Source organism: Vibrio hibernica (assembly GCF_015223435.1).
GTDB lineage: Bacteria > Pseudomonadota > Gammaproteobacteria > Enterobacterales > Vibrionaceae > Vibrio > Vibrio hibernica.
Genome location: NZ_VHKO01000012.1, coordinates 32,480 through 57,706, shown reverse-complemented (window position 1 = coordinate 57,706; position 25,227 = coordinate 32,480). Strand labels below are relative to the sequence as shown.

General features: G+C 40.0%; 24 protein-coding genes, 1 riboswitch and 1 other annotated feature. Of the genes, 7 read left to right on the top strand and 17 right to left on the bottom strand.

Translation table 11 applies throughout. From position 1 onward, the window contains the following. Positions 1 to 38 precede the first annotated feature (38 nt). Both FH976_RS07130 and cysS read right to left on the bottom strand, forming a co-directional pair. A complete protein-coding gene (locus FH976_RS07130; protein WP_194090204.1) occupies positions 39 to 617 on the bottom strand; it encodes a thymidine kinase in 579 nt (192 codons plus the stop codon). 95 nt (positions 618 to 712) lie between these two features. Beyond that, positions 713 to 2,095, bottom strand: a complete 1,383-nt coding sequence (gene cysS / locus FH976_RS07125) for a cysteine--tRNA ligase (protein WP_194090203.1) — start codon at positions 2,093 to 2,095, stop codon at positions 713 to 715. Between the two features lie 223 nt (positions 2,096 to 2,318). On the opposite strand from cysS, the gene FH976_RS07120 reads away from it, so the two are divergent. The 3 genes from FH976_RS07120 to FH976_RS07110 all read left to right on the top strand — a co-directional run bounded on the left by FH976_RS07120 (position 2,319) and on the right by FH976_RS07110 (position 4,223). Further along, positions 2,319 to 2,813 (top strand): peptidylprolyl isomerase, encoded by a 495-nt coding sequence (locus FH976_RS07120; RefSeq protein WP_194090202.1) that lies wholly within the window; start codon positions 2,319 to 2,321, stop codon positions 2,811 to 2,813. A gap of 141 nt (positions 2,814 to 2,954) precedes the next feature. Further along, complete coding sequence (lpxH, locus tag FH976_RS07115; RefSeq protein ID WP_194090201.1) at positions 2,955 to 3,689, top strand: UDP-2,3-diacylglucosamine diphosphatase; 735 nt, start codon at positions 2,955 to 2,957, stop codon at positions 3,687 to 3,689. 39 nt (positions 3,690 to 3,728) lie between these two features. Further along, a complete protein-coding gene (locus FH976_RS07110) occupies positions 3,729 to 4,223 on the top strand; it encodes a YchJ family metal-binding protein (RefSeq protein ID WP_194090200.1) in 495 nt (164 codons plus the stop codon). 135 nt (positions 4,224 to 4,358) lie between these two features. Here the strand turns inward: FH976_RS07110 and FH976_RS07105 are convergent, their stop codons facing one another. The 12 genes from FH976_RS07105 to FH976_RS07050 all read right to left on the bottom strand — a co-directional run bounded on the left by FH976_RS07105 (position 4,359) and on the right by FH976_RS07050 (position 17,005). After that, positions 4,359 to 5,876 (bottom strand): DHA2 family efflux MFS transporter permease subunit, encoded by a 1,518-nt coding sequence (locus FH976_RS07105; protein ID WP_194090199.1) that lies wholly within the window; start codon positions 5,874 to 5,876, stop codon positions 4,359 to 4,361. Positions 5,877 to 5,900: 24 nt separating this feature from the next. Beyond that, on the bottom strand, positions 5,901 to 7,010 hold the full coding sequence (locus FH976_RS07100; RefSeq protein ID WP_228767366.1) for an HlyD family secretion protein: 1,110 nt from the start codon (positions 7,008 to 7,010) through the stop codon (positions 5,901 to 5,903). Between the two features lie 19 nt (positions 7,011 to 7,029). Further along, entirely contained in the window at positions 7,030 to 7,452 is a 423-nt protein-coding gene (locus tag FH976_RS07095; RefSeq protein WP_194090198.1) for a MarR family winged helix-turn-helix transcriptional regulator, read from the bottom strand. 442 nt (positions 7,453 to 7,894) lie between these two features. After that, on the bottom strand, positions 7,895 to 8,557 hold the full coding sequence (gene hisIE, locus FH976_RS07090) for a bifunctional phosphoribosyl-AMP cyclohydrolase/phosphoribosyl-ATP diphosphatase HisIE (protein ID WP_194090197.1): 663 nt from the start codon (positions 8,555 to 8,557) through the stop codon (positions 7,895 to 7,897). Next, complete coding sequence (gene hisF / locus FH976_RS07085) at positions 8,554 to 9,327, bottom strand: imidazole glycerol phosphate synthase subunit HisF (RefSeq protein ID WP_194090196.1); 774 nt, start codon at positions 9,325 to 9,327, stop codon at positions 8,554 to 8,556. The genes hisIE and hisF overlap by 4 nt, the downstream gene beginning before the upstream one ends. After that, a complete protein-coding gene (hisA, locus tag FH976_RS07080; RefSeq protein ID WP_194090195.1) occupies positions 9,309 to 10,046 on the bottom strand; it encodes a 1-(5-phosphoribosyl)-5-[(5-phosphoribosylamino)methylideneamino]imidazole-4-carboxamide isomerase in 738 nt (245 codons plus the stop codon). Before hisA ends, hisF begins: the two co-directional genes overlap by 19 nt. Before the next feature lie 12 nt (positions 10,047 to 10,058). Next, the gene (hisH, locus tag FH976_RS07075) at positions 10,059 to 10,721 is read right to left on the bottom strand and encodes an imidazole glycerol phosphate synthase subunit HisH (protein ID WP_194090194.1); all 663 of its coding nucleotides are present in this window, start codon (positions 10,719 to 10,721) and stop codon (positions 10,059 to 10,061) included. After that, positions 10,721 to 11,794, bottom strand: coding sequence for a bifunctional histidinol-phosphatase/imidazoleglycerol-phosphate dehydratase HisB (hisB, locus tag FH976_RS07070; RefSeq protein ID WP_194090193.1), 1,074 nt, complete (start codon positions 11,792 to 11,794; stop codon positions 10,721 to 10,723). Before hisB ends, hisH begins: the two co-directional genes overlap by 1 nt. A 30-nt stretch (positions 11,795 to 11,824) precedes the next feature. Next, a complete protein-coding gene (hisC, locus tag FH976_RS07065) occupies positions 11,825 to 12,886 on the bottom strand; it encodes a histidinol-phosphate transaminase (RefSeq protein ID WP_194090192.1) in 1,062 nt (353 codons plus the stop codon). Positions 12,887 to 12,899: 13 nt separating this feature from the next. After that, on the bottom strand, positions 12,900 to 14,219 hold the full coding sequence (gene hisD, locus FH976_RS07060) for a histidinol dehydrogenase (RefSeq protein WP_194090191.1): 1,320 nt from the start codon (positions 14,217 to 14,219) through the stop codon (positions 12,900 to 12,902). 5 nt (positions 14,220 to 14,224) lie between these two features. Beyond that, positions 14,225 to 15,121 (bottom strand): ATP phosphoribosyltransferase, encoded by an 897-nt coding sequence (gene hisG, locus FH976_RS07055; protein ID WP_194090190.1) that lies wholly within the window; start codon positions 15,119 to 15,121, stop codon positions 14,225 to 14,227. A 55-nt stretch (positions 15,122 to 15,176) separates the two neighbouring features. Beyond that, positions 15,177 to 15,300: a sequence feature (His leader region), on the bottom strand. Between the two features lie 118 nt (positions 15,301 to 15,418). Further along, a complete protein-coding gene (locus tag FH976_RS07050; protein ID WP_194090189.1) occupies positions 15,419 to 17,005 on the bottom strand; it encodes a Na+/H+ antiporter NhaC family protein in 1,587 nt (528 codons plus the stop codon). A gap of 108 nt (positions 17,006 to 17,113) precedes the next feature. After that, a riboswitch (Lysine riboswitch) is annotated at positions 17,114 to 17,361 on the bottom strand. A 333-nt stretch (positions 17,362 to 17,694) separates the two neighbouring features. On the opposite strand from FH976_RS07050, the gene FH976_RS07045 reads away from it, so the two are divergent. Next, positions 17,695 to 18,111 (top strand): H-NS family histone-like protein, encoded by a 417-nt coding sequence (locus FH976_RS07045; protein ID WP_190329753.1) that lies wholly within the window; start codon positions 17,695 to 17,697, stop codon positions 18,109 to 18,111. A 121-nt stretch (positions 18,112 to 18,232) separates the two neighbouring features. Here the strand turns inward: FH976_RS07045 and FH976_RS07040 are convergent, their stop codons facing one another. The 3 genes from FH976_RS07040 to FH976_RS07030 all read right to left on the bottom strand — a co-directional run bounded on the left by FH976_RS07040 (position 18,233) and on the right by FH976_RS07030 (position 21,602). Continuing rightward, positions 18,233 to 19,537: an inosine/guanosine kinase gene (locus tag FH976_RS07040; RefSeq protein WP_194090188.1), complete on the bottom strand. Its 1,305-nt coding sequence runs from the start codon at positions 19,535 to 19,537 to the stop codon at positions 18,233 to 18,235. A gap of 170 nt (positions 19,538 to 19,707) precedes the next feature. After that, on the bottom strand, positions 19,708 to 20,346 hold the full coding sequence (locus tag FH976_RS07035; protein WP_194090187.1) for a DUF2057 family protein: 639 nt from the start codon (positions 20,344 to 20,346) through the stop codon (positions 19,708 to 19,710). Positions 20,347 to 20,540: 194 nt separating this feature from the next. Next, positions 20,541 to 21,602: a porin gene (locus FH976_RS07030; RefSeq protein WP_194090186.1), complete on the bottom strand. Its 1,062-nt coding sequence runs from the start codon at positions 21,600 to 21,602 to the stop codon at positions 20,541 to 20,543. Between the two features lie 629 nt (positions 21,603 to 22,231). Between FH976_RS07030 and dinG the strand changes: the two genes are divergently transcribed. The 3 genes from dinG (at position 22,232) to rsmS (ending at position 25,217) form a co-directional block, all read left to right on the top strand. Then, positions 22,232 to 24,322 (top strand): ATP-dependent DNA helicase DinG, encoded by a 2,091-nt coding sequence (gene dinG, locus FH976_RS07025; RefSeq protein ID WP_194090185.1) that lies wholly within the window; start codon positions 22,232 to 22,234, stop codon positions 24,320 to 24,322. A 132-nt stretch (positions 24,323 to 24,454) separates the two neighbouring features. Next, entirely contained in the window at positions 24,455 to 25,021 is a 567-nt protein-coding gene (locus FH976_RS07020) for a primosomal replication protein (protein WP_194090184.1), read from the top strand. After that, positions 25,014 to 25,217, top strand: a complete 204-nt coding sequence (rsmS, locus tag FH976_RS07015) for a pleiotropic regulatory protein RsmS (protein ID WP_194090183.1) — start codon at positions 25,014 to 25,016, stop codon at positions 25,215 to 25,217. Before FH976_RS07020 ends, rsmS begins: the two co-directional genes overlap by 8 nt. Positions 25,218 to 25,227 lie beyond the last annotated feature (10 nt).

Below are 25,227 nucleotides of genomic sequence, written 5' to 3'. Positions count from 1 at the left end.
CAATCTGCGGTTTTTTATGCTAATGGCACAACGTTTATCTATTTTCCTAGTGCTTCTTTATAATGCACTCGGCAAACCGATTCATAGCGATCATTACCACCAATGGCCACTTGGTCACCTTCGGCAATGGCTCGACCACTTTCATCTAAACGCACCACCATATTAGCTTTGCGGCCACAATGACAAATCGTTTTAAGTTCAATCAGTTTATCTGCCCACGCCAATAAATATTGGCTACCCTCAAAAAGCTCACCTAAAAAGTCACTGCGTAAACCATAACAAAGAACAGGCACATGTAACTTATCCACGACCTCAGTTAATTGATAGACTTGTTGTTTCGACAAAAACTGACATTCATCAATCATGATACAATGAATTTTTTCATCTTGATGTAAGGTATTAATCGCATCAAACATATCGGTTGTCGAATTATATAAATGTGCATCAGACTGTAAACCAATACGTGAACTGACGATGCCCACACCATTTCGGTTGTCTATTTCAGCCGTAAAAATTACCGCATTCATACCACGTTCACGATAGTTAAAAGAAGATTGGAGTAAAGTAGTCGACTTACCCGCATTCATTGCCGAGTAGTAAAAATACATCTGAGCCACGAAAAATACCTATGTAATATTTAAAGTTATTATTAAAATATAGCGTTATAAAAAAGGCTGGTTAACGACCAGCCTTCTATTAAAAATATACAAAACTACTTACGACGCCACGTCGTCCCTTCCGAGCCATCTTCCAGTTCAATACCTAATTCATTTAATTTATCGCGAGCGAGATCAGCATTAGCCCAATCTTTAGATGCACGAGAATCATTACGCAGTTTAATCAAAGCTTCAATTTCAGCCGTTTCATCATCTGAACTTGCCTCGCCTTGTAAAAAACTTTCTGGCGTTTGATATAAAATACCAATCACATCGGCCAACTCACGCATTAATGCACCCAATTTAGAAGCTTTTGAGATATCAATGGTTTTTAAGCGATTAATCTCACGCGCCATATCAAACAACACCGAATAAGCTTCTGGTGTATTGAAATCATCGTTCATTGCCGCGCTAAAACGAGCGACAAACTCTTCGCCACCAGCAGGAGCAACCGAGAAATCCAATCCACGTAGAGAGGTATATAAACGCTCAAGAGAAGCACGAGCTTGGTTGAGGTTTTCTTCGCTGTAATTCAATTGACTACGATAATGTCCTGACATAAGAAAGTAGCGCACAGTTTCAGAATCATAATGCTTTAATACATCACGAATCGTAAAAAAATTGCCTAATGATTTCGACATTTTCTCTCGATCAATCATCACCATGCCACTGTGCATCCACGTATTCACATAGGGTGTGTCGTGTGCACAGCACGATTGAGCAATTTCATTTTCATGATGCGGAAATTGTAGATCAGAACCACCGCCATGAATATCAAAGTGATTACCTAAAATAGATGAGTTCATGGCTGAACATTCAATATGCCAACCAGGACGACCTGGCCCCCAAGGTGACTCCCACGTCGGTTCACCCGGTTTCGACATTTTCCAAACCACAAAATCCATAGGACTACGTTTCGCACTTTCAATATCGACACGCGCACCGGCTTGAAGCTGGTCAAGATCTTGCCCTGATAGTTTCCCGTATTGTTCGAATTTTTTCACTTCAAACATCACATCGCCATTGCTTGCCACATAAGCAAAACCGCGTTCAATCAGCTTTTCGACTAGTTCAATGATTTCTTTAATATAATGTGTGGCGCGTGGTTCAATATCCGGTCGCTTGATATTTAGCGCATCAAAGTCAGTATACATTTCGCCAATTAAGCGCTCGGTTAAAACATCACAGCTTTCATTATTTTCAGCCGCACGCTTAATAATTTTATCGTCGATGTCAGTAATATTACGGACAAAATTGAGGTCATACCCCAAGAAACGTAAATAACGAGAAACAACATCAAAAGACACAAAAGTACGCCCATGGCCAATATGACAGAGATCATAAATCGTTACCCCACAAACATACATGCAAATTTTGCCAGCATGAATGGGTTTGAATTCCTCTTTTTGTCGGGTCAATGTATTATAAATTTTTAACATGATCTCTATCTATTTGTTGGGGAAACATTCGAATCCTTAATTATACTCAAAGAGAAAAGTAAGTCGATAACCATACATAGTTTCATTCCCTTATCTGCTGTTTTATTAAGCATTCATCTAAGCAAACCTTCATCCGATGAGTCTTACAGTTGCTTTCACCTAAAGTTACTATAAAATTGCGCCATCTCAACCTCATTAAACTCAATATAGAAAGGACTACACCATGATCATCCTTCATACTAATTTCGGTGATATCAAAATCCAACTTAACGAAGAAAAAGCGCCATTAACCAGTGCTAACTTCTTACAATATTGCCAAGATGGTTTCTACGACAATACTCTTTTTCACCGTGTTATTGATGGGTTTATGGTTCAAGGTGGCGGCATGACATCTGGCCTTAAAGAGAAGACCACTCGTGCAACGATTCAAAATGAAGCAAGCAATGGCCTAAGCAATAAAACAGGCACGCTAGCGATGGCTCGTACTATGGAACCGCATTCAGCGAGTTCACAGTTTTTTATTAACGTAAACGATAATACTTTCCTTGATTTTAAATCTGAATCAATGAATGGCTGGGGTTACTGCGTATTTGCCGAAGTAGTTGAAGGTATGGATATCGTAGAAAAAATCAAAAATGTAAACACGGGTTCTTACGGTATGCATCAAGATGTTCCACTAGAAGACGTATTGATTACTGGTACAACAATCGAAGCGTAATTCTTCAGAGTTACCCACAAAAAAGGGAGACAGTGTTCTCCCTTTTATGTGCCTATCATTACTATTGTTTATCTTTCACTCCTTTTGCCCTACCCTAGTAATGACTCAAGTCGCTCCCCACTAAATGATGATCGAAGCCAAATGACAACGCTTTTTATTGCAGACTTACATCTTTCACCTCTACGCCCAGATATTACGGCTTGCTTCCTGCACTTTATGCAAACCGAAGCTCCACAAGCCGAATCTTTATATGTTTTAGGCGATTTATTTGAATTTTGGATTGGTGATGATGATAATTCTCTATTTAGCCAAACCATTAAAGAGGCTTTTTCGACATTAACTCAACAAGGTGTCGCTTGTTATTTCATTCAGGGAAATAGGGATTTCTTACTCGGAAAAGCATTTTGCCGACAAACTGGAATCATACTGTTAGATGATGTTTGCTTAGTTGATCTTTATGGTAAGCCAACCGTCATATTGCATGGTGATACCTTATGCACATTAGATGAAAACTATCAAAATTTCAGGGCTAAAGTTCATCAACCTTGGCTGCAATTCTTATTTAAACGTATTCCATTATTTATTCGTCAAAAGATTGTGTCTCACGTTCAAAATAAAGCCAAACAAGTCAAACAAACCAAACAAATGAACATTATGGATGTCACGCCAAGTGAAGTGGTACGAGTTCTAGAGTCTTATCATGTCACTCAAATGATCCATGGGCATACTCATCGCCCTTTTGTTCATAGCCTTGAAACTAATGATGGCACTGCCACTCGTATTGTATTAGGCGATTGGTATGAACAAGGCTCCGTTTTAGTTTGTACGCCAGAATCAACGTCATTACAAACACGTCAATTTATTAGCAATAAATGACCTCCCCAACATAAATAGCCCTAAAAGAAGAGATATTCTATGCTTTGCACTTGTTGTAGTAACCTTACCTACTCACAATGCTGTCAGCCTATTCATAACGATCGCACGCAAGCAAAGCAGCCTGAACAACTCATGCGGGCACGTTACTCTGCCCATGAGCTAAAACTGGCTGATTTTGTTGTCGAGACTTATCATTCCTCTTGTCATGCTGAAGAACAACGTACTGCGATTATTGATTCAATTGAAAGCCAATGGTGTCGGTTAGAAGTGTTAAGCACGAGCGCTGTTGATAATGATCAAGGCTATGTAGAATTTAAAGCTTATTTCAAAGAGGATGAACAAGAGGTCTGTTTACATGAACATTCGCGTTTTGTGAAAGAAGACGGGCTTTGGACATACATTGATGGTTTTATGCCACCAGAACCAACACTTACTGATCCTAGACTTTCGCAAACTATCGAAAGCTTAAAAATTGGTCGTAATGACCCTTGCATTTGCGGGAGTGGCAAAAAATTCAAAAAGTGTTGTGGCTAAAAAACCAAATAGACTGATATAAGATACGTCTCAAGTAATTTGAATATCATCAAGGTGATAAATAAAACGAACATAAAATAAAAGGCTTAATATCTCATTTGATATTAGGCCTTTTATTTTTAATGGATGAAGCTATTAATCTTTAGCTCGCTTGAGTAAAAACAACAATGGCAACATAATAAAGCACACAAACATCATCAAGCGATAATCTTGTAAATACCCTAAAATAGCCGCTTGTCGGTTTACCTCTGCATCAATAGACATTAATCCAACCTGAGTGGAAATATCATACATACCATGCTCCGAAGCCATTTTTAACGGCAAACTGAATGAGGTTATATACTGCGCAAAGGTTTCATGGTTAATCTGCACTCGGTGTGCTAAATACGTAGTCACAACCGAGATCCCGATACTGCTGCCTATATTACGGATCAAACTAAATAATGCCGTACCTTCGGTCCTAAAGTTAGGTGCTAACGTCGAGAAAGCCATGGTGGATAATGGTACAAAGACTAAACCCAAACCTAAACCTTGTATTACACCAGTTCGAACAATATCCCAAGAGCTGACTTCTGCGGTGAAAAGTGTCATTTCCCAGAGCGAGAGAATCATCAATAATACTCCAACCACCATTAAATAACGCAAATCAACTTTTCTGGCTAAGCGGCCAACAATCATCATACCAGCCATAGTGCCAAAGCCTCGCGGGGTCAGTAGGAAACCAACATCTAATACTGGGTATCCCATCAAACCTTGCATAAATGGCGGCAATAATGCCATGGTTGCCAGTAGCACAACCCCCATCATAAAACCGACAATCAAACCAACAACGAAATTCCTATCTTTAAACATGATGGGATCTAAGAAAGGTTTTTTGGCTGTAAACATGTGAACAAGGAACATATAAAAAGCCAACCCAGCCAAAGCTGCTTCAATCACGATTTCCATACTTGAAAACCAATTTTGAGATTCACCTCGGTCTAAAAATAATTGTAATGAGCCAATCGCAATACCAATTAGCGCAAAACCAAAGATATCAAATTTTCTTTTCGCTTCAATGCTGGTTTCTTTCACATACGCGGCGATCCCAAACCATGCCAATGCCCCAAATGGGATATTAATATAAAATACCCAACGCCAATTATAATATTCGGTTAACCAGCCGCCAAGTGAAGGCCCCAGTATCGGCCCAACCATAACGCCCATACCCCACATCGCCATTGCCGTACCATGCTGCTCTTTAGGATAGGTATCCAACAATACGGCTTGCGAAAGCGGCACTAAGCTCGCGCCAAATATACCTTGCAGTAAGCGAAATAAAATAATCTGGTCCAACGACTGAGCCGCGCCACACAATGCAGATGCAATCGTAAAACCAATAACTGAGTAGATAAATAATCGCTTACGACCAATTTTTGCCGCCACAAAACCGGTTAATGGCATGACAATGGCTGACGCAACGATATAAGAGGTTAATACCCACGAAATTTGATCTTGAGTCGCCCCCATCGCACCTTGCATATGCGGTAAAGCAACATTAGCAATGGTGGTATCCAATGCTTGCATAATAGTGGCAAGCATGACGGAAAACGTAATTAATAGCCTTTTCGAGCTTTCATCTTTTTCCGATTGATTAGCTGCAATCTGATTCATTTCGATCCCTTACTCATTCTAAATTTAAAGGGAAAGGTGACGTACATGCTCTGTATCGACCGTGACTATTGCACTCATGCCCGCACGTAATTTCGGTGCATCTTTTTGTGCATCGATATGAATACGAACCGGTAAACGCTGAGTTACTTTTACCCAATTGCCGGTAGCATTTTGAGCTGGAATAACTGAATACTCCGAGCCCGTAGCAGGGCTGATACTTTTTACATGACCCGTCCATTGGTAATCAGAAGCATAATCCACTTCAATCTCTACCTTTTGACCAACTTGGACATTCGACATTTCCTTCTCAGTGAAGTTAGCTTCGATCCATAAGTTGTCATCAGCAATCAGTAACATGGTGGTTGTATTAGGAGAAATATACTGACCTTTTTCAAGGACTTTCGAGACGATTCCAGCCGCAGGTGCATAGACATTGACGTTGTTAAGATCGTTCTGTGCTTGTTCTAATTCTGCTTGGGCTAAATGGTATTTGGGATGAAGTTCAACTGGTGCTTGGGGATCACCACCTAAACTTTCAGCCACTTGGTCTAATTGTTTATTCAACATATTGATCTGTAGTTCAAATAACAGCGTCTTTTGATGCGCCGAATCATATTCTGCAACCGATGCATAGTTCTTTTTACGCAGATCATATTGGCGTTTTTCTTCTTTACGCGCGTAATTTAGTTGGCTTTTTGCAACATCAATGTTCGCTAATTTACTTTGATATTCTGCTTTGGTCGTTTCAAGGTCAGTGCGAATATCATCTAAATTAGCTTTTGCGCGATCAACGGCATATTGATAGGGCTTAGGATCAATGTTAACTAATAAATCGCCAGCATTAACGTGTTGGTTTTCAATAACAGGCACGGCTATCACGCGGCCAGAAACTTCTGAACTAATCGGTGTTTTATTGGCTTTCACATAAGCATTATCAGTCTCAACATAACGACCGCCATGCAAATAGATAAAGCCACTGACGATGATTAATAAAAGGGGAATAACAAAAAGAAAGATGATACGTTTTGTTTTCTTCTTCGGTTTCCTAGGAGGCAACGTAGATGCCATGTCAACCTTATGATCTTTGTTTAATTCAAGACCCGTTGAGTCAGTATTCGTTGGTTGGTTAGCCATAAATAAATAATTCCAAAGTTTAATAAGAGGACAAATTGTTGCGTATACGTTCTAACACTTGGTTGAAAGCTTCTATTTCCTGCTCCGACAAACCTTCAAGAGCTCGCCCCCACACTCGAAAGCTGGCTGATTTAATTCGTTCTAATTCAGATTGAGCTACAGGTAATAAATAAATCAAGTACGCTCTTCGATCGCACGGATTAGCTCGGCGCTCAATCAATCCATCTTCAACGAGCTGATCGATAATTCTTCCTAACGTCATTGGCTTAATTTCAAGTAATTCAGCCAATTCAACTTGTTTAATGCCTTCATGTCTCGATATCAGACCCAGCGTCCTTGCTTTAGCAAGTGTCATTTGTCCCATCGATGGGTCTTTCTGAAATTCTTTGCGTACCAAACGTGATACATCAGAGAGTAAATATCCAATAGGTGCTCTGGTCATAAAACCTTCTATCTCAATAACTCATGAATTCACCTATTTCAATTGAAAGCTGTGTTCCAAGTATTTTAGGCATAAGTAATTCAAATATATTCTGCATTTCGACTAAATTTACAGATATAGTAAGCATTGCTTATTAAATTTTCAACAAAATACTGCACAAACGGATAATAAAAGCAAAGTCAAAAAAAATCGCTTACAACCAATAGGCGGTAAGCGATTCTTTAATTTCGTTTTTAAGCGTTTACATGAACCTGAACTCTGGATAATTTAAGTTAAACAACTTGTTCTTTTAGCGCCTAACTTCGTTAAAATTAACGCAATAGACCAACTATTGACTCATAATTTTTCCTAGTTATGCATCTAAAATCCCTGCGCTGTTCTGCAAATGATTAAAAAAGACTATAAATTAATAAGTTATAATCTTCCTTATCCAGAGTTCAGGTTAATGACGCTCTTTTAATTTATTAATGACATCATTAAACGACAAACCTTGGTCTTGCAATAAAACAAACAAGTGATACATCAAATCAGCTGATTCACAGATTAATTCCGCCTTATCACCCGACGTTGCCGCAAGCGCGACTTCAACGCCCTCTTCGCCCACTTTCTGCGAAATACGTTTGGTGCCACGGGCATACAAACTGGCAGTATAAGAAGACTCGGGGTCGGCACTCTTGCGGGCAGCCAGTAACTGCTCAAGTTGATGAAGCCACACCAATTGGCTCTCTTCTTTTTGATCATTATCAAAACAGGTTGTCGTTCCAGTATGGCAAGTCGGTCCAATCGGATTCACTTTTATCAGTAATGTATCTTGGTCACAATCGAGAGCCACATTCACCACATTTAATGAATTGCCCGACTCTTCACCTTTGGTCCATAAGCGTTGCTTGGTTCTTGAATAAAACGTTACTAAGCCCGTTTGCGCCGTTTTTTGCAACGCATCTTGGTTCATATAACCCAGCATCAATACTTGGCTTGATTGAAAATCTTGCACCACAACAGGAACGAGCCCTTCGACTTTTTCCCAATTGATACGGCCAGTTAAAGCCTCATAATCAGACGCTTGAAATGCGCTTTGTTCGTTTTGATTTACTGATTCACTCATAAACGTATCTCCACGCCTTCATTTTTCAAATATTGCTTCAATTCACCAATATTGATCACTTGTTTATGAAATACCGATGCGGCTAAAGCGCCATCTACATTGGCTTTTTCATACGCATCTTTAAAGTGCACCATTTCACCGGCACCACCAGAAGCAATCAAAGGTACATGGCACACTTCACGCACCATGTTTAATTGGTCTAAATCATAGCCATTTCGTACGCCATCTTGGTTCATCATATTTAATACGATTTCGCCTGCGCCACGTTTTTGTACTTCAATGACCCAATCACGCGTTTCCCATTTGGTCGCTTTAGTACGTGCTTCATCACCCGTAAATTGGTAAACCTGATATTTGCCCGTTTCACTATCAAAGTAAGAATCAATACCGACCACAATACATTGAACGCCAAACTTATCGGCCAATTCAGTGATAAGTTCAGGGTTAGCCAATGCAGGCGAATTAATAGAGACTTTATCTGCGCCAAACTCTAAAATCCGCGCGGCATCTTCGGCAGATTTAATCCCACCCGCGACACAAAAAGGAATATCAATCACTTCTGCGACACGCGCTACCCAACTTTTATCCACTACTCGGCCATCACTTGAGGCGGTAATATCATAAAAAACCAGTTCATCTGCGCCTTCTTCCGCATAACGTTGCGCTAAGGGTACAATATCACCAATGATTTCATGGTTACGAAACTGTACGCCTTTGACCACTTGGCCATCACGGACATCAAGACAAGGAATTATTCGCTTTGCCAACATGAGAATGCCTCCTCAGCTGTAAATTTACCATCAAGTAATGCTCGGCCAACAATCACGCCAGCGACTCCAGTTCCTTTCAGCGCGGCAATATCATCTAAACTACCGATACCACCAGAAGATTGAAATTGTACTTGTGGGTATTGCTTGCAAAGATTGATATATAACTCAACATTCGAACCCGCTAATGTGCCATCACGCGAAATATCGGTACACAATACATGCTTCAAGCCAACCGTTAGATAATCATCAATCAGGGCTTCAATCGTCACGCCAGAATCTTCTTGCCAGCCCGATATTGCGACTTTACGTACACCTTGTATATCAATATTAATATCTAACGCTAAGACAATTTTTTCTGCGCCGTAAGTTGTCATCCAACTTTTTACCAGTTCAGGTTGTTTCACCGCGGTAGAGCCAACCACGACACGTTGTGCACCGGCTTCCAATAAACCCACCACGTCTTGCTCACTGCGTACACCGCCGCCAATTTGAATATTAGCCGGAGTGCTTGCCAACAGTTTGGCAATCAAATCAAGTTGACGTGCGTTGGTATCTTTAGCGCCAGTCAGATCAACTAGATGCAGCCAATTAGCACCGGCTTGATGATACAAATTAAATTGCTCAGCCGGATCCACTTTATATTCTGTTTTTTGCCCATAGTCGCCTTGAAACAAGCGCACTACTTGGCCATCAATTAAATCTAATGCAGGAATGATCACTGTTAAATCCCTTTATAATTCAAGAAAGTTTTGGATTAATTTCGATCCTACTTTCGATGAACGTTCTGGGTGAAATTGCACCCCATAATAATTACCGCGTTGGACAGCTGCGGTGAACGGATTGCCGTACTCACAACTGGCAATGGTGTAATCGCCCACTTGCATGGCATAACTGTGCACAAAGTAAAAATAACTATCCGCGGCAATATCTTTAAATAAAGGATGCCCATCAACAGAGCGAAGTGTATTCCACCCCATGTGTGGTAATGGCAGATCGCCAGTTTCCATTAAACGGACTTCTCCATCACACAAGCCAAGGCAAGGAACTTCCTGACTACTTTCCTGCGAGCCTTGCTGACCTTTTTCTTCAGAAAGTTTGCCCAATAATTGCATCCCTAAACAAATGCCCAATAACGGCTTTTCAACTTTCTTTACTAATTCGATCAAGTTACGTTCTTCAAGATTTTTCATCGCTTCTGAAGCAGTACCGACACCAGGTAGAAATAGCTTATCTGCGGCAAGAACCACTTGAGGATCTTTTGAGATAGTGACTGCATAACCTAAACGTTCAATGGCAAATCGAACCGAAGACACATTGGCACAGCCAGTATCAATAATGACGACTTTTTGCTGTTGAGTAGATTCGCTTTGCGGTGATTCGAGTGTTTCACTCATCACAACACCCCTTTACTACTTGGTAATTCATTACCTTCAACTTTGATCGCTTGGCGTAATGTACGACCAAAGGCTTTAAACAGACTTTCAATAATGTGGTGATCATTATGGCCAGTGGAAGACAAGTGTAGTGTACAAGCCAAGGTATCAGTCAGAGAGCGGAAAAAGTGCACCACCATTTCGGTTGAAAGATCACCGACTTGTTCACGGCTAAATTCGGCCTCAAATTTCAAATACGGACGACCCGATAAATCCAAGCCACATTGTGCTAAGCATTCATCCATTGGCAAACTAAAACCAAAACGACCAATTCCACGTTTATCACCTAAGGCTTCTTTCAGCGCTTGGCCCAACGCGAGTGCCGTATCTTCAATCGTATGATGATCATCAATGTGCAAATCGCCTTGCACTTCAACAACGAGTTGGAATCCACCATGAGTGGCAATTTGATCGAGCATGTGATCAAAAAAACCCATCCCGGTTGAAATTTTACTGCCACCCTGCTCATCTAAATTCACCGAAATTTTAATATCGGTTTCTTTCGTGGTACGAATAACGGTTGCTTTGCGTGCATTAACAGTAAGATCTTTTAAGATATCTAACCAGTTCATGCTTTTAGGATGGTATTGAATCCCGCGAATAGCCATATTTTCTGCAAGTTGTAAATCCGTTGCACGATCGCCTATGACCGCCGATGTTTTAAAGTCCACTCGACCTGACTGTAGATAATCTTTAACCAGACCTAATTTTGGCTTACGGCAAGAACAATTATCCGCTTCAAAGTGCGGGCAAATCAGAACATCATCAAACTTCACACCTTGTGAGCTAAAAATATCCATCATCATGTCATGCGGGGCATCAAAATCGGCTTGCGGGTAACTGTCGGTACCTAAACCATCTTGATTCGTTACCATGACTAGACGATAACCAACATCTTGTAGCTTTAGCAGAACGGGAATAACGTTGGGTTCAAATTTCAGTTTATCTAAACGATCCACTTGAAAATCAACCGGTGGCTCAACAATTAAGGTGCCATCCCGATCGATAAAAAGAATTTTATTAGCTTGGCTCACATCGATTTCCTTCTCAGAGCTCTCGGTTGCTTAATTAGCAACCGAATTAATAGTAGTTACTGCATTTCGAATAAAACTGAGGGTTTTCTCACACTCATCCCGGTTGCCAATACTGATTCTCACACAATCTTTAATCGGAGAATTACGCAAAATAATACCGTTGTTCCACGCCGCTTTAAAAACAGCGTCACCATCGATAAATTTAACTAATAAGTAGTTGCCCCATCCATCAAATACTTCCACACCTTCAAGCATTCCTAACCCCGCTTGTAGATAAGCTCGATTGGCACTTAAATCCAACACTTGATATCGCATACGAGCAAGACCTGCAGCAGATAATGCTTGAGTCGCAATATCTGAAACTGGAACAGGGACAGGATAAGGCGCTATCACTTTCGACAACACATCAATAATAGACGGATTGGCCAACGTAAAACCACAACGTAGCCCAGCTAATGCAAAGGCTTTCGACATGGTGCGCAAAATCGCCAAGTTAGGGTATTGGGCTAGCAAGTCAACGGTTGAGGCTTCAGGACAAAAATCAATATAAGCTTCATCCATCACTACGATGGCTTTGTCTTGCGTCATATCAAGCAAACTAATGATGTCTTCACGCTTGATTAGATTGCCCGTTGGATTATTGGGACTGCATACAAACACTAATTTCACATTAGCAAGATTAGCCTGAATGGCCTCTAAATCGAGTTGCCATTCAGGTGTCAATGGAACGACTTTACGTTCGACACCTGACGTTTCAGCGCTGATCGCATACATTCCATAAGTCGGCGGACAATATAAAATCGCATCTTCATTGGGTTCACAAAAAGCGCGAATTAAAAGCTCGATACCTTCATCTGCTCCGCGTGAAGTTAACACCTGCTCAGGCGCTAACCCTGCATAAGCGGCATAACCATCAATTAATGCTTTGGGTTGGCATTCGCTATAGCGATTTAAACGAGAAAAATTGGTTTTATATTCATTATCAAATGGTGATTCATTGGCATTAAGCCACACATCACCACTGCCACCAATGCGGCGAGCTGATAAATAAGGGGTTAACGCTTGAACTTGCTTACGAGCTAACTTTTCCATGTGATCCTCTTACTCATCCATTGGCTTGATTAGTTAATTTATCCATACGACTAAGCTTTTCCATACGAATCGTCACCGCACGCTTATGCGCATCTAAGCCTTCCGCTTCCGCCATGGTTACCACTGTATCGGCCAAGCCTTGCAAACCCTGCTGAGATAATTCTTGAATTGTCATACGTTTCGAAAAATCCGCTAAGCCTAAACTCGAATAAGTACGAGTGTAACCATACGTTGGTAATACATGGTTAGTCCCTGAGGCGTAATCACCAACCGATTCTGGCGACCATTGGCCTAAGAAAATAGAACCAGCATTGTCTAACAAAGGTAATAGTTCACGTGGGTTTTTAGTTTGAACGATCAAGTGTTCTGGGCCGTAGGCGTTCGAAATTGTGACACATTGAGTTAGTGACTCAGTGATCACAATAACACTTGACCCTAGAGCTTGTTCCGCAATATCTACGCGGGAAAGTAGTTTAAGTTGCTTTTGTAATGCCTCCGCTACTTGATCGGCAATCACTGAAGATGGTGTTAGTAATACCACTTGAGAGTCAGGACCATGTTCAGCTTGAGAGAGTAAATCAGCCGCAACGAAATCTGCATCTGCGGTTTCATCCGCAATCACTAACACTTCAGAAGGACCCGCAGGCATATCAATCGCTGCTCCGCGAAAATCATTACTGACTTGGCGTTTTGCTTCGGTCACAAAGGCGTTGCCTGGGCCAAAAATTTTATCAACCTTTGCCACCGTCTCCGTACCATAAGCCATCGCAGCGACCGCTTGAGCGCCACCAACATTGTAGACTTCATCAATATTACATAGCTTGGCCACGTACAGAATTTCATCCGCGATTGGCGGTGGCGAACACAACACCACTTTACGACAACCGGCAATTTGAGCCGGAACGCCAAGCATTAATACCGTTGAAGGTAATGGCGCGCTGCCACCGGGAATATACAAACCCACCTTGTTAATAGAACGAGTAACGAGTTCGCACACCACACCTGGTTGTGTCTCAACGCGTAACGGTTGGGCTTTTTGCGCTTGATGAAACATTGAAATATTTTTATGCGCTTGTTGCAATGCTTGTTTCATTTTATCTGATAAACGATTCGAAGCCGCTTCAATTTCTGCCGCTGAAACTCGAATCGATTCAGGTACTACTTTATCAAATTTTTCAGTGAGCGCTTTCAGAGCAACATCGCCCTCTTGCTGAACTTGCTTTAATACGCCCGTCACGATATCGGTAACATTTGCACCATTACTGATCGCAGGACGCTCAAGTACACTATCTTGTTGCTCTTCACTTAATGATTGCCAAACCACGGTTTTCATAAGGCTTACTCCATCATTTTCTCAATTGGCAATACTAGAATTGAGCTTGCGCCTAATGCTTTCAAACCTTCCATCGTTTCCCAGAACAGATTCTCAGTACTAACTAAATGAACGGCAACGCGGTTTTTTTCTTGAGAAAGAGGCAGAACCGTAGGATCTTCGGCTCCCGGTAGCAGTTTTTTGATTTGTTCAAGCTTATCTGATGGCGCATGAAGCATGATGTATTTAGACTCTTTCGCTTGAATCACACCTTGCATACGGGTGAGAAGTTTCTCAATCAAGCTATTTTGTTTTTCTGAGAAATCACCAATACGTTGAATTAATGTTGCTTTTGAACGGAAAATCACCTCAACTTCTTTTAAGCCATTCGCTTCAAGCGTTGCACCAGTAGAAACTAAATCGGCAATGGCATCGGCAAGACCGGCACGTGGAGCTACTTCAACCGATCCCGTTAACATGCAAGTACTAAAGTTGATGCCTTGCTCATCCATATAGCTTTTCAGCAAATGTGGGTATGAACTCGCAATTCGCATTCCGGCTAAATCTTGTGGACCGTTGTAAGATTGCTCTTTATCAATCGCGATAGACAAACGGCATCCGCCAAAATCTAAGCGACGCAATGCATTAAAAGTACAAGGCTCTCCCGATGCTTTACGATCAAGGCGAACTTCTTCTAATTCATTCTCACCAATAAAACCTAAATCAACCACACCATCCATGATTAAACCTGGAATATCATCATCACGAACGAGTAATAAATCGATTGGCATATTTTCACTGTGGACAACTAAACGCTCACCAGCGATATTAAATTTCACACCACATTTTTTAAGCAGAATCTGACACTCTTTACTTAAACGGCCTTTCTTTTGAATCGCAATTCTTAATCGTTTGTTTTGCATTTTTCTATCCCTGTAAATTTGTTTTATTAACGTTATTAATAAAACGTCCAAAATGAAAAAACCCCCGGAGAGAATACTCTTCCGAGGGTTTGAATCTGTTACTGATTCAGCACCGGAAGAGATATCTTCCGGATGCATACACTCACCCGCAAGATATAACAGGATGATGGTGATGATGAATGTTCATATCAAATGTACGCATAAGTTTTCACTTTCTTATCAGTTTGTATGGGCTTCACATTATCGAAGCTGCGTGTTTTTTTCAACTATTAATTGAATTATTTTTTACAAGGTTACTTATCTAGCGTATACCGCAGCCACCCTTGATCTCGATATCATTGAAAGTACTAGGCAAGCCACAATAAAGGTTGCAGTCGATGCCGCTAGCCCAAGCCATACATTCATGGTTAAACCTAGAACAAGAAAGCCAACTGCAGAGATAAATGCTGTTACTAATGCGTACGGCAGTTGAGTTGAAACATGATCAATGTGATCACAACGCGCCCCCGTAGACGACAGAATCGTTGTGTCTGAAATTGGTGAGCAATGATCGCCAAATACCGAGCCTGCCAGTACCGCGCTTAACATTGGCAACATTAACGCTAAATCCGTTGCTCCTGCCATGTCGCCCGCTATTGGTAACATGATTCCAAAAGTCCCCCACGAAGTTCCTGTCGAAAATGCCATCACGCCAGATAATAAGAATAAAATAACCGGCAACCAATGATCGTCGATGTTACCTTCAACCAAGGTAGAAAGATAAGCTCCTGTGCCCATGTCTTTAATAACAGAGCCTATTGTCCATGCGAATATCAAAATCAAGATCGCACCAAACATTGATTTAGCACCAATCCATAAAGTATGGGATACATCTTTAACCGCTAAACGCTGCTTCCAAACAGTATACAATGCAATAGCAAGCCCAACCAAAGCGCCATAGCAAAGTGACATGCCTACATCAGTATTTTCAAATGCTTTAAATATATTAAATGCTTGTCCATTCGCTTCTAATGCTAAAGCACCCAAATAGACAATAAAAAACATGGTTGCAACAATTAGTCCAACGATAGGCAGTATAAGGTCAGAAACTGAACCTGTTTTACTTTCTTCAATATCAGACTCTTCGGTTAAATCACGAATACCATCTTTGTCATCAAAGCCCAATCCTTGTGAAGCTTTAATTTCCTCACGACGCATTGGACCAATATCTAACTGAAACCAAACAACAGCAAAGACCATAGCAAGTGCAAAAATGGCATAGAAATTCATCGGAATGAGACGGACATAAGCCCCTAATGCAGAATATTCAGTAATACCGTGAGACACTAGAATGCCACTGACCACGGTCATGATGTAAGCCCCCCAACTTGAAGCCGGCATCAATACACACATTGGCGCAGCTGTTGAATCTAAAATATAAGCAAGTTTTGAACGCGAAACATAATAACGATCCGTTACAGGACGAGCGATAGCGCCAACTGCCAGACTATTAAAATAATCATCGATGAAGATAAACACACCAAGCCATGCAGCCAATAGTTTCGCACCACGTTTACTTTTGATGCGAGTTTGTGCCCATTCAGCAAATGCATAAGTTCCACCTGATAAGGTCAACAGTGCTGTTGTCATACCCAATATAATTAAGAAGGCGACAATACTCATATTCCACGAGTTAATGCCACCATCAGAAATAAACACGGCAAGGACTTTGCCACTGATATAAGAAAAAGTATTTAATAAAGAATAATCAGCTAATAATATTCCACCCAGCAAGATACCAAGACCGAGAGAGAGTAAAACTCGGCGGGTCAAAATAGCCATGGTTAAAGCAACGATAGGAGGAAGTAACGACTCAGGTGAAGAAGTAAAATCTATCAAGTTCATGATCTTAAAAACCAAAATTGGTCAGAGATCTACTGCAGAAAAAGATATTCTTTGAAGATATTCAAACAATACAACATTTTAACAATAAACAAATCATAGGTGAGATTTGCCTACAGTAGCGCTCCATAGTACGGTAAAAAACATACTTAGATACTGATACCAACGCATCCAAATACAAACTATGGCAGTGATACACCTATTTGATGTATCCCCAGTAAGTGGTTGAGATAAACCATAATAAAATAAATGATATAGCGATTATTTTATACCTACTTCGGCAAAGATCCCTTTCACTTATACTCACTGGAATCACCCTAATATAAGTTACTGATGAAATTTGCACCTCTACATCTTTTCACTATATCGACCCAATAAACCCCGTAAAACTAGGGTATATAATGGTTCGATAAGGAAAGATCCGATGTATTGTAATGATCAAAATTAAAATGGCAAGATAAATGACTAAAATTACGATTTCATCAATGACTTCCTAAACATTGATTTAAAACAATATATAAAATAATTTGAAATATTATTGAACTAAGTCTAAATTTAGTTATCACAATATTTAATACTAATTGATTAAAATACTATTTCACTTATAAAATAAACAGCGCTACTATGTATATATTAATAGTGTTTGACGAATTCACGTTATTAAATTAAATACAGTTCATATAGGAAATCTCATGTCAGAAATCAAAAAATCGGCGCTTCTTAATATCCGCAGTCTTCGTGCTTTTACTCGTGAAGAATTCACATTACAAGAATTAGAAGAGCTAATTGAAAAACTTTCAACTGTTTACGAAGAAAGAAAAGAAATTGAAGAAGAAGAACTAGCACAACAAGCTCAACGTGATGCAAAACTCGCTGAATATGCCGACATGATTGCAAAAGATGGCATCAACCTTGAAGATCTGATTGCTGCAATGAATGGAACAGAAGTAAAGACTAAGTCACGCAAAAAACGTGAACCTCGCCCGGCTAAATATGAATATATGCTAAATGGCGTGCGTAAAACTTGGACAGGTCAAGGACGTACACCCTCTCAAATTCAAGAAGCCTTAGATGCTGGAAAATCAATTGATACATTTTTAATCAAATAAAAACGTCATATATTAACAAAAAAGGATGGCTAATTTAGCCATCCTTTTTTGTATTTACTCTTTTATTTAATGCCTATAAATAAAGCACTTATAGACACCTGATAAATATTAGCCGTAGATATTACCGCTCCCAATACGCTTCTTCTAGACTATCTTCTTTTTCAGGTAACCCTCGAGACAAGCGTGGGGAATGTTGCGTTAATACCTCATAACTTACTCGATTCGCATATTTACATACTTGAGAAAATGAAGAATACGTTAGGTAAGAATATTCATGCTTACTTGAGTTAGGAATATTTTCTCTATGATATTTATTAGCAGCCATATCATGCAAAATAGCCGATAAAGCGGCATCTCCTGCACCATTGGTGTTCATAATCTTCTCTGGCCCACCCATATAAGGCGCAATATGTGAATACACTTTGATCGGATTTTCACATTCAAGGTGACGTGTTGGACGGCTAAATTCATAACGATTAAATTCCGCAATCGCACCCGGCAGTAAAGGCAGACTGGTTTCGCGCTTTGCATCTTCTTCAGTATAACCGGCCATATATAGTCCAACTGGTCCCGCGGTACATAAAACCAAATCAACCCAATCTAATGCTTTATCGGATGCTAATAGTGGATCTTTTTCGTTTGTTAATGCTTGCGCCTCTTCTTCATTCATGGCTAAAACAGACACATGCTGCTGGACAAAGTCACGCCAATACTCAGGATCATCTTGAATCACATATTTCGTGCCTAACGTTAAAACAACGGGTACATGATGCTTTTTAGCGTATTCAATCGCCTGCATTGTGGCTGCTGGCATTGGATCGCCCGGTTTACAACGTACAAGATAAGCAGTTAAGACCAAAGCAGATGCATCAGGAAAAATAGATTCTGGGATACTAGAGGGCAAAAGTTGGTTCATTTTCCCTTCACTAATCGCAAAAGTTCTTTCACCATTATCGCTGATCAAGGCAAAGCAACGGCCAATCGCCCCATCCACACCTTGTAAATAGTTTAAATCCATACGACTTGAGGTATTGCAAATATATCGATAACCATAGCTACCAATTTTAATATTCTTGCTCATTACCCCCAATAACGTTGATTTATCATCCGCGAGTACCGAATAATTATGCAGCGTATTTCCAATTGTCCCACCGGCAAATTCATCAGTAATTAAATCCATTTCTTTCAATTCATTATATAAATCTTCGGCTCGAATATCATCTAAGACTAATGAATGACCTTTGCTCAGTTGGTATTTTTCAATAAGATCATCGCTTACTTTCGCTTCAATATCGACTAAAGTTTGATCAATACCAATAATATGCGTACACGTCATTCTTTTGCTTTCTTGCGCTTGAGTCACTAAAGGATCGCGGGCATGAACAGGAAAATAATGTTTGGATTTACGTTGGCCGGGGAATTTCATAATCGGTCTATATATTGTGTAATGTGAGGACAGGATTGTAAATTGTAGCGAGAGTTTTCAATATCATCAATACAGCGAAAAATAGCAAACGGTTGCAAGTTAAATTAACTGCAATAAAAAAGCGATCCTAAGATCGCCTGATACAAAATCGAGCCCATGCGCGATAAAAATCAATTCTGGTCAATTAACCATTTTTGAAATTCTTTCCGCTCACTTGGTGAGGCTTTTAAATACCACATTTGTAATTGTGCGGTATTTTCAGATGATGCTCCGCTACCGGTTTTTGGTAACGATTTAAGTGTCATAGTTGTGCCCACGGAAATCGCAGCAATACCACCGCGCTGATTATAATCGGTAATATCTTGAATGAAGTTACGGCCAAATTGTACGCCACCTGCATCCAATTTATCTTGCGCGATCTTAATCGACTGTTTATCGGCATCCACTAATGACCATTCAAAGGTTTTGATCTCTTGGCGGGCTTGGTTCAAATCTCGGTAAGTCGGTAATTCAAAGGTTAATTCTTTATCAGTAGCAGTAAACTTAGCAACTACAACATCACTATAAGCCTTTCTCACTGTATCATTTTGGTCCACACTAGGCTGAAATTTAAAAACAATTTGATTTTCACCATCAGGAAGCACTAAGATTTTATCACCAAAGAAACCACCTCCTTCCGTATGAGGCTTTAAGGAATTCACTACTAACAGGTTAATACTATCTGGAATAACAATTTTCACTTCTGCAAATGACACATGGCTAACCAATAACCCCAAGCAACCTATAGCTGAAATAACCAATCGTTTCATTACTATTCCTTTTCTTTATTAACATTAAATACCATAACGATAGAACTATAAATATTACCTGAAAACCGAATCTCGTAGAATATTTGTTTCTCTTTTTTCTAACAAGAAAGGAACTAACGTGATTCTACTCATCAAATTCAAGTCAAAAAAAACCCGGTACAATACCGAGCTTTTAATGTTATTAAGTAATTGGATTACCAGTAGAAACGTGCACCAAGACCAAAGTTTGTTTCACTATCAGCAGAATAAGCACCTGTGCCAATATTATTTACATCAGTAAAACCAAGAGTTTCACCATCTTGGAAACCAGCTTCAGCAAATACTCGTGCCCAGTTAGAGAATTTATATTCAAGACCTACGAATGTATTAGTAAGATCAACGCTTTCATCGCTAACATCTTTTGCCTTACTTTTCGTGTACTCATACCCTGCATATAATGAGGTTTTTTCCATGAATGTCCAATACGCACCAACAGAAGCAGCATTTGACTCAATTTTACCGCTGCCATCTTCATTTTTTAGCTCAGAACCATAGTAAGTACCACTTACTTGTAAATTTTCCAAAATATCATACATAGCAGTTGCTTCATAATATGTATTGGAAACATCCATATTAACTGTTCGTTCAGGGTTAGAACCAGGCACCTTCACTGCTAGTGCATGTACACGGTTTTTACCTCCACCAAAATGGAAAGCTAAATCACCATATTTAGCCCCGACAAAAGCTTCGGCCAAATCACCATTTGCGGTATTTGTACCCGAATCATCATTCAAGCCATAAGTTGCATTCACCCACCAATTACCTAAATCCAACTGATATTTGATACGTGAGTCGTTCCAAGCACCATTAAGTGTATCGTAAAGGTTACCTGAACCACCGAAGAAGTAAGAATAATCAGTACCACCAACATCATCAGATGAAATTAATGATTTACCAAAAGTGACTGTGCCGTAATCAGTAGCGAAACCAAAAAGGTGGTTACGGACATTTACATCATCATCAGTATTTACACCAAGCTCAAGGTTTGCGATTACATCGAATCCTTCAGCTACATTATATGCAGCATTTACACCAGTACGAGAAGAACCAGTATCAAGGTCAGCAGAATAATCATCTGCATCTAAAAATTTCATTTCAGTACGTAATTGACCATAAAAATCAATTGAACCACCATCTTGATTGTAAATTTCTGCTGCATTTACAGAACCAGCGACTGCTGTTGCTGCGATAGCTAACGATAGAAGCGTTTTTTTCATAATAATCCACTGCCTTTAATTAATGTGAAATTCCCTTTGGGATTCCTTTATTTATTTTTTATGCTCATCGGTCAATCCAACCAACAGGCGATACATCTGATTCGCACCACAAGATTGCTAAAGTTCCATGAAACTGTCAAATATTATAAAAAAAAATAAATCAAACATAAAATTAATAAAAACACTTATAAAACAAATATATAGGTAAAATTACAAGCCATTACATTCAAAGTGTAGAGCACTTCAATGTCAACACAGATCATAAAAACACAGCATAAAATCAGAATATAAAAACATAAAATACAAACTAACAAGTTGAATGAACTGAAAAGTGATGGATTATCGATATGTTTGTATAAAACCATGTGAGCAATGTTCAAAATTGAATCACTTGGTAAAGTTCAATCTATTTTTGTGATAAAGCTCCTGTTTTCATTAGATAAAGATAAGACTTCTACTTAAATTTATGCGCAACCTAATAAAACATCGTATTTAATGATCACTAAAGCATGAATGAACAACGTAAAAAAACCTTCCTCTTCACTGTGCTCACCTTCACAAAATACACTATTGATATGACTTACCGCTGTTTATGCTACTATCTCCGCGTTCCTTTATGAGAGTTAGTTATGCTGTCGCCAACCATCCAAAAAGCCATAAAACAAAGCTATCAAAATCTGACCCACCAACTTGATGGTTTCATCCCTCGTCGGGCGCAGAATTATCTAGTCGCTGAAATAGCAAAAACCTTATCGGGTAATTACCACGACTCCAATCGAATGATCGTGGCCGAAGCCGGAACGGGTATCGGTAAGTCCCTTGCTTATTTAATGGCGACCGTTCCTTTTGCGCAGTTTAGTCAAAAGAAAATCATTATTTCGACTGCCACTGTCGCTCTGCAAGAACAACTAGTTCATAAAGACATACCACTTTATCGCCGCCTTACAGAAACGCCCTTTAGCTTTTTATTAGCCAAAGGCCGCCAACGTTATTGCTGCCTGGAAAAATTAGCACTTGCGAGTGGTGAAAATGCACCAGAATCCGGCGGTGCGCAGCTAGGCATGTTTGAATCTAAACCTAAAACGAAAGACATCGAATTACTGCAATCCTTATATAAAGCCATCAGCAATAATAAATGGGATGGCGACAGAGACAGTTGGCCAGCGACGGTTCCTGATGAACTTTGGAAAGTCATCGCCAGTGATAAACACAGCTGTAATAATTCCATGCCATCACATCGCGATTGTCCTTTCCAAAAATCGCGTGCCAATTTAGATAAAGTAGATGTGATTATTGCCAATCACAGTTTAGTAATGGCCGATATTGATTTAGGCGGCGGCGTAATTTTGCCAGAACCTGAACAAAGTATTTATATTTTTGATGAAGCACATCACCTGCCACAGGTTGCACGCGAACATGCTTCTGCCGCCGCAAGTTTAAAAGGTGCCGCCAGTTGGCTTGAAACACTCAATAAGGCGGTATCTAAATTTGTGGGTCTGACTGATCTCAAACGCAGTGCCCGCTTTCAAAATGAATTAACCGATGCTATTCAGCAACTGATCCCCTCACTGACTCAATTAAGCCAACAGTTTAATGCGGAACAATTCAAAGATAACATTTACCGTTTTGAGCATGGCGAGCTACCGCAATGGCTCGAAGAAGAATCAAAGGGCTTGAAGCTGTTAACTCAAAAAGCCAATAAAGCCATGGCAAAAATAATCGATTTAATTACAGAAAGAGTAAAAGATGGTGAACTATCCAATCGACTCGCGGAACCTGCATTGGCTGAAGCTGGTTTCTTTTTACAGCGATTAGAAAACTTAGCCAAAGTGTGGAGCTTAATGGCCGAACCTAACCATGAAAAAGGTGCACCACTGGCACGGTGGTTAGAAGTAAGCTCTGAGCGTGATAACGATTTTACCGTTAACGTTTCACCATTAGAAATTGGTTGGAGACTTGATCAGCAGTTATGGAGCCGGTGTCATGGTGGAGTTTTAGTTTCTGCCACCATGCGCGCGTTGAATTCATTTCAATACTTTGCTATTCAAGCTGGGATCAGTTTAAGGCCGGAAGATGCTACTCAATTTCTAGCGTTGGCATCTCCTTTCGACTATGCCAATAATGCAGAATTATTGATCCCAAAACTTAAATTAGAACCTCAGCACCCCGATTTCACAGAATACTTAATTGAACTTCTCCCTCAGTATATTGAAGAAAAAAAAGCAAACTTGGTGTTGTTCTCATCTTATTGGCAAATGAATAAAGTCACTGAAGCTCTTAATAAAATAGCCATTAAAAATAAATGGAATTTACAGGTCCAAGGCAAAGCTTCTCGAGGTGAAATCCTAAAAAAACACAGCGCCTATTGCCAGTTTGGTCAAACTAGCGTGCTATTTGGCACCGGCAGTTTTTCAGAAGGGTTAGATTTACCCGGCAATCTTTTGGAAAATCTGATTATTACAAAAATACCATTTGGCGTTCCTACTTCTCCGGTGGAAGAAGCGCATTCGGAATATATCAGCCATAAAGGCGGCAATCCGTTTTTGCAAATATCCGTTCCTGAAGCCAGTAAAAAACTGATCCAATCTGTCGGGCGACTGCTGCGTAAAGAGCAAGATTCTGGTAGAGTCGTGTTACTTGATCGCCGCATTGTTACCAAGCGTTATGGCAAAGCATTATTAGATTCATTACCGCCATTTTCTCGCAAAGTGGAGTATTAATTGATTGACTAGTAAGTCAACTCGCAGCAATTCATCACTTCAAGGATGAAATATCTCTAGAATTTATGTGATAGCGATTAAGCGTGCTGACCAAGTGTGGTTCTAACAATTTAAGTCGCCAAAAAGGTGTTTATGAATACATTCAGCGACATTGCAGCAAAATTAGAACAATTGTCGATACAAGCAAAAGAACGAGACAAACAAAAAGGTGAGCATCATCAGGCGTTATTTGATGAACACTTATTTCGTTGTCGTGCTCGCTTGTTGGCTCCTTGCGTAGCAGAAACTCTTGCCACTTATGACACGATACTAAAAGAGAAAACGGCAAAACGGTTAACCGCATTACGAGCCGAGTATTTAACTCAACTGTTATTATCTCAACTAGCGGCGATACAGCGGGAGTTAGCCACTCAAAAAATCCGTAATACTGAAATTAAACACAGTAGCTATTATAGAAAAGCTATCAGTGAGCTATATCAAGACTTATCTCAACATCAAGAATGGGAGACTCGGCTTTCTGATTTGGTTCGCCAAAAAACGGCTGCTTTAAATCAGTGCGGGCAACATAATCAAACGCAAGCACAGCAAGATTTAATGGCTGCAGAACAACGTTTAGATCGATGTAAAGCCGCAACATTAAAGATTGAAAGGCAAATAACTTACCGAGAACAACATAACCCAAGTAATGATTATGTCTAACGAATTGAATACAAATACTGAGCAAGATGCTCCCATCGAAAGCCCCTTGAATTCAGCATCGACCGAGATAAAACTGGCAGTCGATTTAATTTATTTACTCGAAAATAATGAGATCGATTCACAAGTTGCACTTCAAGCTATCGAAATAGTTAAAAAAGATCTGGAGAGAAAAATCAGGTTAAACGTAAACGATTAATCCCGAAAAG